Source organism: Tabrizicola sp., from assembly GCF_022842145.1.
GTDB lineage: Bacteria > Pseudomonadota > Alphaproteobacteria > Rhodobacterales > Rhodobacteraceae > Tabrizicola.
In genome coordinates this window covers 884,747-900,234 of record NZ_JALHQD010000001.1, presented here as the reverse complement: position 1 = coordinate 900,234, position 15,488 = coordinate 884,747, and the positions used below count along the sequence as shown (strand labels likewise).

The following is a 15,488-nucleotide window of genomic DNA, read 5'->3' as shown; positions in this document are numbered from 1 at the left end:
TCAGGCGGCGTATTTCCGAACCTCGGGTTGCTTGGCCCAGTCGGCATACCAGGCGTCGAACATCTTCAGTTGTGCCTCGATGAAGCCCCTCTGGCTGGCCGAAAGCTCGTCGCCCTCGTTGAAGTGGTGGGTATAGGCAGCCTCGCCGCGCAGGACCAACATGTGTTTGAAGAACAACACCAAGTCCGGCCCGGCGTCGACTTCCGACAGAACCTGCATCGCCTGGTCCAGTTCATAGGCCAAGCGCCGCGCCTCGGCGTCGCCGTTCTGGGCGGCCTTGCACAGCGACACCAGGTGAAGCACCTCACGCGGGAGGACGTTGCCGATCCCAGTGATCGCGCCGTCGGCGTTGCAGTTGACGTAGCCGTGGTAGACGGCTGTATCGACACCGATCATCAGCTTCAGGTCCGGCGACGCGCCCGTGATCGCGTTGGCAGCATAGGACAGGTCGTCATAGCCGCCGAATTCCTTGAAGCCGACCAGGTTCGGATGCTCGGCCCGGATCTGGAAGAAGAGGTCGGCCTTGGTGGAATAGCCGTAATAGGGGCTGTTGTAGATCACGGCAGGGAGGGTCGGTGCGGCGGAAAGGACGGCCTTGAAATGCAGCCGCTGCGCCGCGACGACGGTCCCGCGTGACAGCAGTCGGGGGATGACCATCAACCCATGCGCGCCGACCTTCTGGGCGTGGGCGGCGAGGGCGGCGGAAGTGGCTGTATTTACAGCGCCTGTGCCGACGACGACCTTGATCCCGGCTTTCACCAGACGCTCAACCCCCTCCATCCGCTGTTCGGTGGTGAGCAAGGGCCAGTCGCCCATCGATCCGCAGTAGACCACGGCGGACATCCCCTGTCCCACAAGCTCTTTCGCCTTGGTGACAAGGGTGTCGAAGTCGGGCGAGCGGTCCGCCTTGCAGGGCGTCATCAGGGCCGGGATCGTGCCCGAGAAAATGTCCGATTTCATGCTGCAATCCTTCTGAAGGCGGCCGAATCCGCGGTGGGTCAAGATCAGGATAGACTTTGCATTTTATTTGTCGACAAGATTTTTACAGCGGAATTTCCTGCCGAAGATCACGGGCCATCATCTCCTGGATCTGGCTTACGATCTTGTCAGCGTGCTCTTTCGCCAAGCGGTCGCATGTATCTACATCGCGCGCGGCGATGGCTGCGATGATCGCCTCATGCTCTTGTATATACGGATGCGGCAGGCGCGGCTCGAAGGTTGGGTAGTAGTATAGCCGCAGGATACGCCGCCCTTCGTCAAGAAGACGCGAGAAGAGCTGGAGGTAGTAGGGGTTCCGCCCAGCCTCGGCGATGGCGACATGGAAATCGCGGTTCAGCTGGATCATCCCGTTGGTGTCGCCCGCCAGGACAACCTTGGCGAAGGCGTCCTGCCGGGCGCGGATTTCCGCCAGGTCGGCGGCGTCATGGAACTGCGCGGCAAGGCGGGTGGTGACGCGGTACATCAGTGTCAGCGCGTCGAAGAAGTGATGTAGGTTCGGGAAATCGATCTGGCTGACAACGGTGGAACGGTTCGGGAGCAGCGTCACCAGCCCATCGCCGGCCAGTCGCACCAGCGCCTCGCGTATCGGGGTGCGGGACATCGACAGGCGGTCGGCCAGGCTGATTTCGTCAATCGGCTCGCCGGGTTGAAGCACAAGGTTCAGGATTTCGTCGCGAAGGGTGTCATAGACGAACCGCGCGCCAGTGCCGCGCTTGCGTTCCTGTGGGTCTTCTTCAGACATGAGGCCCCCTGTTGTCGACAGAAGGCATACAATGGTCATCGCCTCAGGCGTAGCGGAAATCGCGGCCTTCCACGGGAACGACGCCTTGTGAGGAACCGATGGCCGGGTTGGCATCACCGTCGGTGCGGACCACCATCTCGCCCAATGCGGGGACGTTCAGGTAGATCACTGTATCAGCCCCCAGCCGTTCCACGTGGCGGACGGTGCCGGTCCAACGCGGCGCGTCATTGGTCAGACGCAGGTGTTCGGGGCGGATGCCGTAGGTCCCGCAGCGTTCGCCCGCTGCCTCGCCGGGGTAAAGGTTCATCTTCGGACTGCCGATGAAGCCCGCGACGAAGGGCGAGACGGGGGCGTTGTAAAGGTCCATCGGAGTGCCGACCTGCTCGATCCGGCCGGCGTTCAGGACGACGATCTTGTCGGCCATCGTCATCGCCTCGACCTGATCGTGGGTGACGTAGATCATCGTCGCACCCAGCTTGCGGTGGAGGTCGCTGAGTTCGATCCGCATCTGGGCGCGCAGGGCAGCGTCGAGGTTCGAGAGCGGCTCGTCGAACAGGAACACCTTCGGGTCGCGGACGATGGCCCGACCGATGGCCACGCGCTGGCGCTGGCCGCCGGACAGGGCCTTGGGCTTGCGGTCGAGGTAATCGGTCAGTTTCAGCGCGGAAGCTGCGGCTTCGACCTTGGATTTGATCTGGTCTTTCGGCAGCTTCGCCAAGGATAGGCCGAAACCGATATTGTCGCGCACGCTTAAATGTGGATAGAGCGCATAGCTTTGAAAAACCATTGCAATTCCGCGGACCGAGGGTTCGGCGTCGGTCACGTCGGTGCCGCCGATCTCGATCACTCCCGAGGTTGCTTCTTCCAGCCCCGAGATCAGGCGAAGGAGCGTGGACTTGCCGCAACCCGACGGGCCGACGAAAACACAGAACTCGCCCGGTTCGACGGTCAGGTTGACGCCCTTGATCACGTCCACCGCACCAAAGCTTTTGCGGATGTCACGAAGGACGACGGAGGAAGTCGACGCCATGCGCTACCCTTTCACCGCGCCGGAGGTCATTCCGGCGACGATCTGGCGGTTGAAGAAGATGAAGACCAGCAGGGGCGGGATCGTCACCAGCAGGATGTTCATGAACAGCAGATTGTACTGGCTTTGGAACTGGCTTTGGAAGTTGAACAGCGTCAGCTGGACGGTGACGTTCTCTTTCCCCGGCAGGTAGTACAGCGGATTGGTGAAGTCGTTGAAGATGGCGATGGACTGCACGACGATCAGGGTCACGGTGACGGGTTTCAGCAAGGGCAGGATGACCTTGAAGAACACCTGCCAAGGCTTGGCGCCGTCGATGATGGCGGCCTCGTCCAGGTCGCGGGGAATGGTCGAGATGAAGCTGCGGTAGAGAAGGACCGAGAAAGCCAGCCCGTAGGCAACCTGGATGAAGATCATCCCGTGGATCGTCTTGAAGAGGCCAAGGCCCTGCAGCACCCAGATCGTCGGCACGATGGCGGGGGGGACCATGAGCCCGATCAGGATGCAGGCGTAGATCAGCTTGTTCCAGCCCGAGGGGCGGCGTTGCAGGACGTAGCCAACCATCGCTCCGAAGATCACCAGCAGGGTGACGGCGCCCACGGTGATGACGGTCGAGTTGAAATAAGCCAACAGAAGCATGTAGTTGCGGGTCTGGACCACGTCGACCAGGTTCTGCCAGGCTTGCCATTCCGACGGCCAGTTGAACAGGAACAGCGAGGCTTCCTGCTTGGTCTTCACCGCCATCAGGAAGATGTAGAGGAACGGCAGGATGAAGATCACCGTGGCGACCAGCAAAGCCAGGATGCCGGTGTTTCGGCGGCGGGCGAAGTCGCGGCGCAGGCTCATAGATCAACCTCGCGCTTGTTGAACCAGTAGGTGAGGGGCAGGATGATGATGGCGATCAAGAGGAACAGGATCACGTTGCCGGCCGTCGCAAGACCGTAGAACCCGGCCTGATACTGTTTGTAGATCACCGATGCCAGAACGTCAGAGGCGAACCCGGGCCCGCCCCGCGTGGTGGCCCAGATGATGTCAAACGACCGCAGGCCGCCGATCAGCGACAGCGTGACCACGGTCACCGTCGCCGGGCGCACCAGCGGCACCGTCACGCGCCAGAACTGCTGCCAGCGCGTGGCGCCGTCGATGCGGCTGGCCTCGTAGTATTCGGGGGCGATTGCGGCAAGACCGGCGATGTAGATCAGGGTCGCCAGGCCCACACCCTTCCAGATGTCGATCAGCGCGACGGAATACAGCGCCAGCGCCGGGTCGGACAGCCAGGCCGGGCCGTCGATGCCGATGGATTCAAGCCCCAGGTTGATCACCCCCCGCGTCGGGTGCATCAGCGCGGCGAAGGTGATGCCGACGCCGATGGTCGAGACGAGGACCGGGAAGAACACCACGGACCGCAGGAAGCCCTGCATCCAGATCCCGCTGGTAAGGAGCACGGCCAGAAGCAGGCCGAGCACCGTCTTCGCGCCCGAGGTCACGACGGCATAGATCAGCGTATTCGTCAGGCCCTGGACCAGGAACGGCTCTTTGAAGAACTGGCGGTAGTTGTCCCAGCCGATGAACTCGGCGTCGAAGAGGTCCCAGCGGGTCAGGCTGAACCAGAAGCTTGCCACGGTCGGCACCAGAAACAGGGCCACGAAGACCACCGCCGCGGGCAGCACGAACCAGTAGGGATAGGGCGAGGGGCGTCTGGAGGCCATCATGCTCTCGGTTGGAAGGAGCCCCCGCCCGGCTGGGACGGGCGGGGGCGGAACTGGTGTCGGGAGGTTACCAGTTCGGCAGGCCCAACTGCTTGGCCTGCTTTTCCACATCCTGGTCGTAAAGCGCCGCCGCTTCGGCCGCCGGACGGATGCCCGAACCAACCTCGACGGTGATCTGCTCCAACGCCGGACCCTTGACCGGCGACAGGAATTCCAGCGCCGGGGCGGTCATGCCTTCGGTCTGGAAGTAGGGCAGCATGTCCGCGACCGCCGGGGGCACGTCCGCCGGAAGCTCACAGCCCTTGATCAGGTAGGGACCCGAGGCCCCAGCTGCGCCGATCATGGTGTTGCAGCCCTCGACCGAGGCGACGAAGTTCAGGAACTTGATCGCTTCCTCGGCATTCGGGCTGGCCGCCGGGACATAAAGCGCGGCGGGCATCCAGACCGTCAGGCCGTTCTTTGCCGCATCCGGTCCGGGTTGGGCGAAGAAGCCAAGGTCGGCCAGGCTGTCCGGATGGTTCTGCTTCACGGTGCCGATCCCGAAGGTCAGCATCGGGTAATGCGCACCTTCACCGGTGGCGACCATGCGCATCCCGTCCTCGAAGGACGCGACGCCGAAGTCCTCATTCATGTAGTTGGCCTTGAACACCGCCTCCAGGTATTCAAAGCCGCGCATCGCCGCCGGAGTGCTGGCGTACTTGGCCTTGTTGGCGGTGTACTCGGCTGCAAAGGTCGGCACCTCGGCCTGGACGTTGAAGTAGTCGCCCAAGACGAAAAGCTGGCTGGTCCAGGTGTCGCCGAAAGTGGTGATCACGGGGACCTTGCCGGCCTCGGCCACCTTGGCGTTGTTCGCCATGAACTCGTCCCAGCTTTTCGGGACCGTCAGACCCAGGTCGGCATAGATCTTGCGGTTGTAGAAGATCCCGCCGCCCATCGCCGGGCCGAAGGGCACGCCGCGCACGGTGCCGTCGGGCGCCGTCACGACCTGCTTGAAGCTGTCCAGCACATTGGCCTGACCTTCGATCGCGGTCAGGTCCGCCATCGTCTCTTGCGGTTTCAGCGCCTGGAACAGCGAGCCGGAGTTGTAGTTGAAGATGTCCGCCATCTCGCCCGTGGCCAGCCGGGTCTTGACGATGTTGTCGCCATCCGCCCCACCGGCGCGTTGTTCGATGTCGAACGTCACCTCCGGATTTGCCGCCGTATAGGCCGCCGTCACCGCCTCCATCGAGGCGATGGTTTCGGGGTTGTTGTCGATCAGGACCGACAGGGTCAGTTCGGCCTGGGCCATGCCCGAGGTCCATGCAATCGCGGCGGCCATGACCGCGCTGTATCTCAAGGTCTTCATGCTTTTGGTCTCCTCCCAGAGTTGTCTTCAGGTTGTCAGGTCAAAGGTGATCTCGTGCGTCCCCGCGGGTACGGGCAGGCCGCCCGCCGGAACTGCAACGACAGTGCCGTCCAGCGTGACGTTCTTGCGCTGGTCCGAGTGGGCCAGCCGCCCGGCACAGCCTTGCGGAAGGGTCACACGGTAGGTGACGCGCTTGCCGTCCAGCGTCCAACCCGCCTCGATCCGGCCGTGGTGGCAGTCGTGCCAGGCCTGGACGGGCGAGAGTGCAGGCAGGATCAGCGGGTTCAACGTGACTTCGTCGAAGCCGGGCTTTTCGGCGACCGGAGCCACCCCCGCGACACCCTCGAACAGCCACTGGCACACGGCGCCATAGGCGTAGTGGTTGTAGCTGTTCATGTCGGGGTCGTAGATCGTGCCGTCCTCGCCCAGGGCATCCCAACGTTCCCAGATCGAGGTCGCGCCGCGGTCCACCTGGTAAAGCCAGCCCGGAACCTTGCGATTCAGGAAGATCTTCTCGGCCAGGTCCGCCATACCGTGCATGGTGAGCGCGGGCAGGATTGCGGGCGTCCCGATGAACCCAGTGCCGATCAGCCCATCGGCATCCTCGACGACCCGCCGGAAATAGGCTTTCCCGGCCTCGTAGTATTCCGGCGGAACCAAGCCGTACAGGAAGGCGAGGCTCCACGACGTCTGGTCATTGTGCGCGATGCGGCCCGAGGGCGAGAAGAACTCGTGCTTGAACGCCGCGCGGATCGCTTCGGCCCGCTCGCGCAACTTGGCTTCCATCGGGTCGCCGATCAGCCCGGCAATCTTGGCGGCCAGGTCAGTGGAGATGAAATGGTAGATCGTCGCCGCGCAGTCGTCCGCAATGGTTGGACGGGGCTTCCTGTTGTCACCCACCGGCTGGATCCAATCGCCGAAGGTAAAGCCGGGCCCGCCCCATTCCGCTGACGGTCGGATGATCGGACCGTTGGAGATTTTCCACAGGTAATCCAGCCACTTGAGCATGGCCGGGAAGTTCTCTGTCAATACACCTGTATCTCCGTAATGTAGATACAACTGCCACGGGATAATGACGATGGCATCACCCCATCCGGTTGAGCCAGCCCAGTCGCCGCGTCCCTCGATCGGGTGCAACCGGGTCGGGTCCGGCGAGAAATGCGGGACCGCACCGTTGGGGCGCATGTCGTGCCGCACATCGCGCATGTACTTCTTCAGGAAGCTCTCGCAATCGGCCAGCCAGCAGGCAGTGCCGGCGAAGACCTGGGCGTCGCCGGTCCAGCCCAGCCGTTCATCTCGCTGCGGGCAGTCGGTGGGAATTTCGATGAAGTTCGACCGCTGCGACCAGACCGTGTTCAGGACCAGCCGGTTGACCGAAGGCTCGCCGCAGGTGAACCCGCCCGCCTGTTCGGGGACCGAGGTCACCGGAATCTGGTGGATCGATACCAGCTTGGCCCCCCCGGTGAGCGTCACGCGGGCATAGCGGAAGCCGAAGAAGGTGAAGAGCGGGGCGTAGCTCTCGACCCGATCGCCTTTCAGCGTGTAGTGCTGTTCGGCGCGGGCCGAGCGGAAGTTCCGGTTGTCGAAGGCCCGGTCCGGCCCCAGCACCTCGGAGAACTCCACACGCACATGCGCGCCGGCCTGTCCTTGCACCGCGATCCGCGCGTAGGCACCGCAGTTCTGGCCGAAGTCGTAGACTGTGGTTTCGCCATCGGCCCAGCTTTCCAGCGGGGCGACGGGTTCCATCTCTTTCACTGCATCAGTCTCGTGCGGGACCAGCAGGTTGTGGTCGAAGGGCAGCACCTCGACGCCGTGTGTATCTACAACCGCGATACGGGCGTCGTAATCCTCACCGTGGTAGATGCCGTTCCCGGTGACCGGCGTCAGCCCGGACGTCCAGGAAGCATCTGTCTTCAGCAGCGTCTTGCCGCCTGCCACCAGTTCTGCAAAGGCGCTGGTCCGGTCGCCCCAGGTGTTCGGGATCGGGTTCAGTGCCCACATCAGGCGCGAGCGGTACCAGCCGTCGCCCAGCCAGATCTCCAGCCGGTTTCGGCCGGTCTTCAGAAGGGAAGAAACGTCGTAGGATTGATAGGCAATCCGGTCGTCATAGCAGGTCCAGCCGGGGGTCAGCAGGTCGGCACCCACACGGTTTCCATTCAGGAAGGCCCGATACAGGCCCTGCGCCGACAGGTGGAGGACGGCCCCCACCGGCACCTCGGTCAGATCGAACTCTTTGGCAACGAAAGATCCCGTCCCTCCGGTGCCCGCATCACAGGCTGGAGCAATCATCTCGGCAGAAAACAATAGCTTACCGGCTGCGGACTGCGCCCGCATCTGCCCCTCAAGGCCCATTCGACATCCTCCCTTCGGTGCCGAATCAGGTCTCCTCCCGTTTCGTGCACCGTTCTACGTAAATCATTCTACAACGCGATTTGCCTTGCAACAGTTTTTTGCTAGGGTGCCGGCAGGAGGAAGAACATGGCCGACGGCGATACCGATGCCCGTGTAACGATCCGCACTGTAGCCGCGGACGCGGGCGTTTCCGTCGCGGCGGTCTCCAAGGTCATGCGCAATGCCTATGGTGTTTCCGATGCGCTGCGCCTGAAGGTCGAGGCGAGCATTGAACGGCTCGGTTACCGGCCCTCTGTCGCGGCACGCGGGATGCGGGGCCGCACTTTCACGCTGGGGGTCCTTCTGGTCGGGATCGACAACCCCTTTCTGCCCGGCATCTATCAGGGCATCGAAAGCGTCACGGAATCAGCTGGTTACAAGATCATGGTCGGCGTCGGCGCTGCTCGCGCCCGGACCGAGGTCTCGCTGATCGAACAGATGATCGACAACCGGATGGACGGCCTGATCCTGGTTGCCAGCCAGATCTCCGGTGAGACGATGGAGCATTACGCCCGCCAGATTCCCATTGTCGTTGTCGGCCACCACGAACCTGCCGCGCAGGGCTATGATACGATCAACAACGACGACCAGATGGGCGCGCGGCTGGCCGTGCAGGCCTTTGTCGACCGCGGCCATACCGACATCGCCTTCGTGACCCAGCCGGAGCAGGACGGCGATCTGGCCGACGTCGCACCCCAGCGCGAGATCGGCTACCGCGCTGCCATGGCCGCTGCTGGCCTGACGACCCGTGTGTTGTCCCTGCCCAGCCACGGGACGCCGCGCGACGCCCAGATCCACCAGATTCTGACAGCACCGGACCGGCCACGCGCGATCTTCTGCTGGTCCGACCTGGACGCAGTCCCGCTCCTCAGCACCGCGTATCGGCTTGGAATTCGTGTGCCGCAGGACTTAGCCCTGATCGGCTATGACAACTCGCCCGTCGCTGGTCTGTCGATGGTGGATCTGACGTCGATCGACCAGGACGGCCCTCGTCTGGGCAAGCTGGGGGCCGAGGCGCTGTTCACCCGGATGAACGGCAGAAGCTCGCCCGAACACATCCTGATCGAGCCGAAGCTGATCCCGCGCGGCAGTATCTAGGGCTCAACCCCGCCGATCCGGCACAGGATCGCCCATTCCTCGGGGCTGACCGGCTGAACCGACAGGCGCGTGTTGTTGACCAGCACCATCTTCTCCAAGCCAGGAATGACCTTGCATTCGTCCAAGGTGATCGTGCGCTTCAAGGGTTTCACCGCCTTGATCCACACGCAATCCCAGCGCGGGTCTTCGGTCGTGCTGTCGGGGGAGCTTTCGCGGCGGACCTCGACGATGCCGACGATCTCTTTCCCGATGTTGGAGTGGTAGAAAAACCCGCGGTCGCCCACTTTCATCGCCCGCATGTTGTTGCGCGCCTGATAGTTGCGGACGCCGTGCCACTCCTCGCCCTCGTCGCCCTTTGCAACCTGATGGTCCCAGCCCCAGACGTCGGGCTCGGACTTGAAGAGCCAGTAATTCATCCGATCACCCGCTTCCATTCCTGCACCATCACGGAGTGGAAAAGCCCCGCCTTGGCGTAGGGGTCGTTCGCTGCCCAGGCTTCTGCCTCGGCCTTGGACGTCACACCAAGGATCAGCAGACTGCCACACATCTGGCCCGCCGCGTCGATGAAGGGCCCGGCCTGCTCGACAACGCCGGTCTCTTGTATATACGCCAGATGCGCGCCCCGATTTTCGACGCGGGTTTGCAAGGCGTTGGGTTTGTCCAGACAGATCAAGGCGTAACGCATGGTCATTCCTGTTTCAGAGGGCGGCTCATCAGCTGCCCGATGGCATCATTCAGCGCGATCTTCCCAAGGGCAAGCGCATTGACCATCGCAGTCACCGGCATGTCGATCCCCATGCCCCGGGCGAGTTCCACCACGGCCCTTGCGGTCGCCACACCCTCGACCGTCACGCGAGGGTCAAAGGCTTCGCCAGTCCCCAGAGCGACGCCGAAGCGGAAGTTTCGCGACTGGGAGGAGGTACAGGTCAGCACCAGATCGCCAAAACCGGACAGGCCGGCCAAGGTTTCCGCCCTAGCACCCAATGCTTCCGCAAGCCGCACCATCTCGGCATAGCCGCGGGTCATCAGCGCCGCGCGGGCACTGTCGCCCAGCCCGGCACCGATCACCGTTCCGGCTGCGATGGCAACCACATTCTTCAACGCCCCACCCAGTTCGGCGCCGATCACGTCGTCGGTTCTGTAAATCCGCAGCGTTGGCGTCGAGAGGAGTTCCTGCAACGCCTCGCCCTTGCCCGAAGTCGCCAGCGTCAGGGCTGTCGGCAATCCGCGCGCAATATCCGCGGCAAAGCTTGGCCCGGTCAGGATCGCCGCCTGCGCTTCTGGCCGCCGCGCCTCGATCACCGCCACGGGGCCGCGCAGGGTCGTCAGGTCCACGCCCTTGCAGCACGCCACCAGCGGCTGACGCGCCCCCACCTGCGGCCAGGCATCCAGCGCGCCGCCAAGCGCCTGCATCGGCATCGCCAGAAGCAGTGCCTCACCACCGCAGATATCTCCGATCTCCGCGCGAATGGAGACGTTTTGCGGAAGTTCCACCCCCGGCAGGGCGTGGTCGTTGCGCCCTGTCTCGTGCATCAGGCGGATCTGCTGGGGGTCCCGTGCCCAAAGCCGCACCTCGCGGCCGCCCTTCGCCAGCGCCACGGCCAGCGCCGTTCCGAAGGCACCCGCTCCGGCAATTCCGATCATGCCTTGGCGCCTTTCTTCCCGGAGCCCAGCAAGGCCGGGGCACGGTCGTCCAGCGGCCAGCGCGGACGGGCAACAAATTCCATCGTTGGCGATATACCGGCGCGCAGGCGCTCGATCCCGGCCCAGGCGATCATTGCCGCATTGTCGGTGCAAAGCTTCAGCGGCGGCGCGATGAAAGGGATGCCGGACTTTGCTGAAACGCTCTCCAGGTTTGCCCGAATCGTCTTGTTTGCAGCCACGCCGCCCGCAACCGCCAGCGCAGTGAGCTCCTCTCCCGCCATTTCAATCGCGCGCGATGTTTTCTTGGCCAGCACTTCGGCCACCGCAGCCTGGAACCCGGCGCAAAGGTCGCGGCGATCCTGCACCGTGATCCCGCCCTTATCGGCCACCAAAGCATCCCGCGCCCGCAGCAGGGCAGTCTTCAGTCCCGAGAACGACATGTCGCAGCCATCGCGGTCCAAGAGAGGGCGCGGAAAGACAAACCGCTTCGGATCCCCCGAAGCCGCTTCCGCCTCGACCGCCGGCCCACCTGGCTGCGGCAGACCCAATAGCTTCGCCGTCTTGTCGAAGGCTTCGCCCGGTGCATCGTCGATCGTGCCGCCAAGCCGGACGAAGCGATCAACGCCCTTTACCAGCAAGAACTGGCAATGCCCGCCCGAAACCAGCAACATCAGGTAGGGAAAGGCAATTCCGTCCGTCAGGCGGGGCGTCAGGGCATGGCCAGCAAGGTGGTTCACCGGAAACAGCGGCAATCCCCGCGCCACCGCCAGCCCCCGCGCCAGCATGACACCGGACAGAACGCCGCCGATCAGCCCCGGTCCGGCAGTCACCGCGATCCCGTCCATCTGGTCCAGCGTCACCCCGGCTGCCGCCAGCGCGTCCTCGACCACACCATCCAGTCGCTCGGCATGGGCCCGGGCGGCGATTTCCGGCACCACGCCTCCGAAGGCTTCGTGCAGCGAAGTTTGCCCCAATACCTGGCTTGAAAGGATCTCCGGTTGGCCACTACCGGCACGCACGACTGCCGCGGCGGTGTCATCGCAGCTTGATTCGATGCCAAGAAGGGTAAGCGTCCGGTCCATGCCCGCCGTTGCGCCAAGGGTTTCCGGCAGGTAACACCTTGCACATGGCGAGACAATCCGCACCAGGCGTCCCAGTACTTGTGACCCGCCCCAAGGCCGAGGCGGATGCTTTCTGCACCGCCTTGACGGCCCGCTTCGGCGCGCGCGTCGATCCGATCCCGTCGCCGCTTCTTGCCCCGCGGGATGTTGCGCCGGTCATTCCGAACCGACGCTATGCGGCGGTGGTCTTCACATCGGCGCAGGCGGTGCAATCGTCACGCAGTTTTATGCAGGATCTGCCCAAGCTGGCCTGGTGCGTTGGTCGCAGGACGGCTCAGGCCGCAACGGCCGCCGGATTCCGCGCAGAATCCGCGGATGGAGATGCCGAGGCTCTGATTTCCAGCCTTGAGGCCAACCCGCCCGAAGGTTCGATTTTGTATCTACGAGGTGTAAATACATACGCGAACCTGTTGAAAAGCTTGTCAGAAATATGTATCCACGCAGATGAAGCCATCGTATATACGCAAGAAGCGCAGCCTTTGACCACCCGGGCGCTTGCGCTGCTTCAAAGCCCGACAGACGTCATCGTTCCCCTGTTCTCGCCCCGAACCGCCCGCATTTTTCGCGATGCGCTGCCCGCCAATCTTGGCGCACGGCTGCACATCGTGGCGATGAGCGGCTCGGTCGCCAGCGCGGTGGACGATCTGCCCCATGCGGCGCTGGCCATCGCCGGACACCCCGACGCCCCCGCAATGCTGGATGCGGTCGAAAGCTTGCTTGTCGGTCTGCCCCCGCCTTGAACCGGGGGGCGGCGAGTGCTTAGGTGAAGACCAAGGGACGGAAAGGGCCGCAGCATGACCAGACGCAAGGACCTCCAGCCTGAGGTGGGACTGCCGCAGGAGGATACGCCTCCTTTGACCGAACCGCTCGCCGCCAAGCCGTTCGTGGTAACTGATCCCGTCGATCCCCCCGCCACCCCGCCCGCCGATGCACCCGTTTTTCCGCAGGAGCCCCCGGTTTCGGAGCCGCGCGAAGTGGTCATCCGCCGCGGAAGCTTTGCTGCACCGCTGCTCGGGGGCGCTCTGGCCGCATTGGGCGGCTTTGCCTTGGCGCATTTCGACGTCTTTAACCTGCGTCCCGTCGATGCCACGGCCGAGGTGGCAGCCCTGACCACCCGCTTGGCGGAAATCGAGGCCCGTACGGGTGAGCTTGACCAGGTTGGCAGCGGTCTTGCCACCCTCGCCGCCCGCGTTTCGGATCTGGAAGCTGCGCCTACCCCCCAGCCAGACCTTTCGCGTCTTGATGCGCTGGACGAACGGCTGGCAGCGATCGAAGCGATGCCCACGGACGGTGCCGCGTCGACCGCAGCCATTTCTGCCAAGCTTGCCGACCTTGAACAGCGCCTGGCCGACGTTCCGGCAGAGACTTCGCCCGAAGTGCAGCAGCAACTGGAAGCCGCCCTCGCGCGGCTGGACGAGGCAGAAGCCACGGCCACCGCCCGCGCGGAAGAAGCTGCGGCGGCCTCCGCCGTCGCCATACGGGCGACCAAGCTGGATGCGCTGGCAGACCGGCTGACGGCAGGTGAAACCTTTGCGACCGAACTCCAGGCCCTTGAAGACCCCGCCCTTGGCGAAGTGCTTGCTCCGCTTGCAGAATCCGGCGTTCCAACCCTGGTTAGCTTGCAGCAATCCTTTCCGGATGTGGCCCGCGAGGCACTTCGTATCGCGCGCGAGACAAACGCGGACGATGGATGGGGAGACCGGTTTCTGGACTTCCTCGCGGGGCAGACTGGCGCCCGCCCACTCACTCCGCTGGAGGGGACCACGCCGGACGCAATCCTGTCCCGCGCCGAGTTCGCCTTGTCCGAAGGGCGCGTCGCCGACGCTGTCGCGGAACTTGACGCACTTGATCCAGCGATCAAGGCGCCACTTGATCCCTGGCTCGCCTCTGCCAGATCGCATCTTGCTGCAACCGCCGCGCTTGCCGCCGCCAGGGGGGAATGATGCTCTGGTCGCTGACTAAGGTCGTCCTGTTCGTCGTCATCATCGCTGCCCTTGCCCTTGGTGCCGGGTTGCTATCGGAAACGGGCCAAGCGCTGCGCGTCATCGTCGCGGGGTGGGAGTTCACCATCGGCCCGGTGCAGGCCGTGGTTCTGGGGGTCCTTCTTTTCATCGCCGTCTGGTTGGCGCTGAAGGTCCTGGGCCTGCTAGGTGCGACGTTCCGTTTCTTGAATGGCGACGAAACTGCGATTTCCCGCTATTTCGACCGCAATCGAGAACGGAAAGGCTACCGCGCCCTATCGGAAGGCATGCTGGCCCTGGCGTCCGGTGAACCTCGGCTGGCCCTGACCCGCGCGCAGAATGCCGAGCGTTTGCTCGGAAAGCCCGAATTGACCACGCTTCTGGTGGCCCAGGCCGCTGAGGCATCCGGCGACCATAGGCGCGCGACTGACGCATACAAGGTGCTGCTGAAGGACGACGCGACCCGCTTCGTCGGCGTGCGCGGGCTTCTGCAGCAGAAGCTGGCCGAGGGCGACCGCGAGGTTGCCCTGAAGCTGGCAGAGAAGGCCTTCGAGTTGCGTCCCAAGCACGCCGAAACGCAGGACATCCTCTTGAAACTGCAGTCCGACGCCGGGGACTGGTCGGGCGCGCGGGCGACCCTTGGGGCAAAGCTGCGCGCCGGGGCGCTGCCCAAGGACGTCTACCGCCGCCGGGATGCGGTGCTTGCCTTGCAACAGGCGCGCACCGTGATGGACGAAGAGGCCAGCATCGAAGCGCGCGAGGCGGCCATCGAGGCGAACCGCCTCTCGCCTGACCTGATTCCCGCAGCCGCAATGGCTGCGCGCGGGTACACCGCCAAGGGAGACCGCAAGAACGCGACCCGAGTCCTGAAGAAGGCGTGGGAAGTCATGCCCCACCCCGACCTCGCTGCCGCCTTTGCAGAAATCGAGCCGGAGGAAACGGTGCAGGAGCGCCTGAAACGCTTCCGCACTCTCACCAACGCCCGGCCGGATGACGACGAATCGAAGTTGCTGCTGGCCGAGCTTCTTGTTGCCGCAGAAGATTTCCCCGCTGCCCGCCGCGCGCTTGACGATGTCGCCACCCGCGCACCAACCCAACGGGCCCTGGCGATCCTAGCCGCCATCGCGCGGGGGGAAGGGTCCGAGGATTCTATCGTCCGCGATCTGGTCGCCCGCGCTATAGCTGCGCCACGGGGCCCGCAATGGGTTTGCGACAAGTGCCAGGCGATCCATGACGGCTGGCAGCCGGTGTGCAGCAACTGCGGCAGCTTCGACACCCTGTCCTGGCGCACGCCGCCGTCGACGGGCGCGCCATCGCCGGCATTGGCCGAACTGCTGCCGCTGATGGAAGCCCGGCCCGAACCCCTGCCCGACCCTGATCCGCCGCTGGAGGAGCAGCTTCCCCTGGACGAGATTGCCCGTCGCGCAAATTAGGGCTACACACTGCGGATC

At 64.2% G+C, this 15,488-nt stretch carries 15 protein-coding genes; 4 read left to right on the top strand and 11 right to left on the bottom strand.

What is annotated here, in order from left to right:
• From Q0C42_RS04590 to Q0C42_RS04560, 7 genes are all read right to left on the bottom strand, one after another.
• On the bottom strand, nucleotides 1–960 hold the full coding sequence (locus Q0C42_RS04590) for a dihydrodipicolinate synthase family protein (protein ID WP_295072588.1): 960 nt from the start codon (nucleotides 958–960) through the stop codon (nucleotides 1–3).
• A gap of 82 nt (nucleotides 961–1,042) precedes the next feature.
• Complete coding sequence (locus tag Q0C42_RS04585) at nucleotides 1,043–1,741, bottom strand: GntR family transcriptional regulator (protein ID WP_295072585.1); 699 nt, start codon at nucleotides 1,739–1,741, stop codon at nucleotides 1,043–1,045.
• A gap of 43 nt (nucleotides 1,742–1,784) precedes the next feature.
• A complete protein-coding gene (locus Q0C42_RS04580) occupies nucleotides 1,785–2,771 on the bottom strand; it encodes an ABC transporter ATP-binding protein (protein ID WP_295072583.1) in 987 nt (328 codons plus the stop codon).
• 3 nt (nucleotides 2,772–2,774) lie between these two features.
• On the bottom strand, nucleotides 2,775–3,614 hold the full coding sequence (locus Q0C42_RS04575) for a carbohydrate ABC transporter permease (protein ID WP_295072579.1): 840 nt from the start codon (nucleotides 3,612–3,614) through the stop codon (nucleotides 2,775–2,777).
• Nucleotides 3,611–4,477 carry a carbohydrate ABC transporter permease gene (locus Q0C42_RS04570; RefSeq protein WP_295072576.1) on the bottom strand — a complete coding sequence of 289 codons (867 nt, stop codon included), beginning with the start codon at nucleotides 4,475–4,477 and terminating at the stop codon, nucleotides 3,611–3,613. Before Q0C42_RS04570 ends, Q0C42_RS04575 begins: the two co-directional genes overlap by 4 nt.
• 67 nt (nucleotides 4,478–4,544) lie before the next feature.
• Nucleotides 4,545–5,822 carry an ABC transporter substrate-binding protein gene (locus Q0C42_RS04565; RefSeq protein WP_295072574.1) on the bottom strand — a complete coding sequence of 426 codons (1,278 nt, stop codon included), beginning with the start codon at nucleotides 5,820–5,822 and terminating at the stop codon, nucleotides 4,545–4,547.
• 27 nt (nucleotides 5,823–5,849) lie between these two features.
• The gene (locus Q0C42_RS04560; RefSeq protein WP_295072571.1) at nucleotides 5,850–8,174 is read right to left on the bottom strand and encodes an alpha-L-rhamnosidase; all 2,325 of its coding nucleotides are present in this window, start codon (nucleotides 8,172–8,174) and stop codon (nucleotides 5,850–5,852) included.
• Nucleotides 8,175–8,300: 126 nt separating this feature from the next.
• Between Q0C42_RS04560 and Q0C42_RS04555 the strand changes: the two genes are divergently transcribed.
• The gene (locus Q0C42_RS04555) at nucleotides 8,301–9,311 is read left to right on the top strand and encodes a LacI family DNA-binding transcriptional regulator (RefSeq protein WP_295072567.1); all 1,011 of its coding nucleotides are present in this window, start codon (nucleotides 8,301–8,303) and stop codon (nucleotides 9,309–9,311) included.
• Here the strand turns inward: Q0C42_RS04555 and Q0C42_RS04550 are convergent.
• The 4 genes from Q0C42_RS04550 to tsaD are packed head-to-tail and all read right to left on the bottom strand — an operon-like array spanning nucleotide 9,308 to nucleotide 12,037.
• Nucleotides 9,308–9,727, bottom strand: coding sequence for an EVE domain-containing protein (locus tag Q0C42_RS04550; RefSeq protein ID WP_295072843.1), 420 nt, complete (start codon nucleotides 9,725–9,727; stop codon nucleotides 9,308–9,310). The genes Q0C42_RS04555 and Q0C42_RS04550 overlap by 4 nt on opposite strands.
• On the bottom strand, nucleotides 9,724–9,996 hold the full coding sequence (locus Q0C42_RS04545) for a YciI family protein (RefSeq protein WP_295072840.1): 273 nt from the start codon (nucleotides 9,994–9,996) through the stop codon (nucleotides 9,724–9,726). The genes Q0C42_RS04550 and Q0C42_RS04545 overlap by 4 nt, the downstream gene beginning before the upstream one ends.
• A 2-nt stretch (nucleotides 9,997–9,998) precedes the next feature.
• Nucleotides 9,999–10,955, bottom strand: coding sequence for an NAD(P)H-dependent glycerol-3-phosphate dehydrogenase (locus Q0C42_RS04540; protein ID WP_295072564.1), 957 nt, complete (start codon nucleotides 10,953–10,955; stop codon nucleotides 9,999–10,001).
• Nucleotides 10,952–12,037 carry a tRNA (adenosine(37)-N6)-threonylcarbamoyltransferase complex transferase subunit TsaD gene (gene tsaD, locus Q0C42_RS04535; protein ID WP_295072561.1) on the bottom strand — a complete coding sequence of 362 codons (1,086 nt, stop codon included), beginning with the start codon at nucleotides 12,035–12,037 and terminating at the stop codon, nucleotides 10,952–10,954. The genes Q0C42_RS04540 and tsaD overlap by 4 nt, the downstream gene beginning before the upstream one ends.
• An 80-nt stretch (nucleotides 12,038–12,117) precedes the next feature.
• Between tsaD and Q0C42_RS04530 the strand changes: the two genes are divergently transcribed.
• Genes Q0C42_RS04530 through Q0C42_RS04520 form a run of 3 tightly spaced genes read left to right on the top strand, consistent with a single transcriptional unit; the run spans nucleotide 12,118 to nucleotide 15,470 of the window.
• Entirely contained in the window at nucleotides 12,118–12,816 is a 699-nt protein-coding gene (locus tag Q0C42_RS04530) for a uroporphyrinogen-III synthase (RefSeq protein ID WP_295072558.1), read from the top strand.
• Nucleotides 12,817–12,870: 54 nt separating this feature from the next.
• Nucleotides 12,871–14,019, top strand: a complete 1,149-nt coding sequence (locus Q0C42_RS04525) for a hypothetical protein (protein ID WP_295072556.1) — start codon at nucleotides 12,871–12,873, stop codon at nucleotides 14,017–14,019.
• Nucleotides 14,019–15,470 (top strand): heme biosynthesis HemY N-terminal domain-containing protein, encoded by a 1,452-nt coding sequence (locus tag Q0C42_RS04520; RefSeq protein WP_295072553.1) that lies wholly within the window; start codon nucleotides 14,019–14,021, stop codon nucleotides 15,468–15,470. Before Q0C42_RS04525 ends, Q0C42_RS04520 begins: the two co-directional genes overlap by 1 nt.
• Nucleotides 15,471–15,488 lie beyond the last annotated feature (18 nt).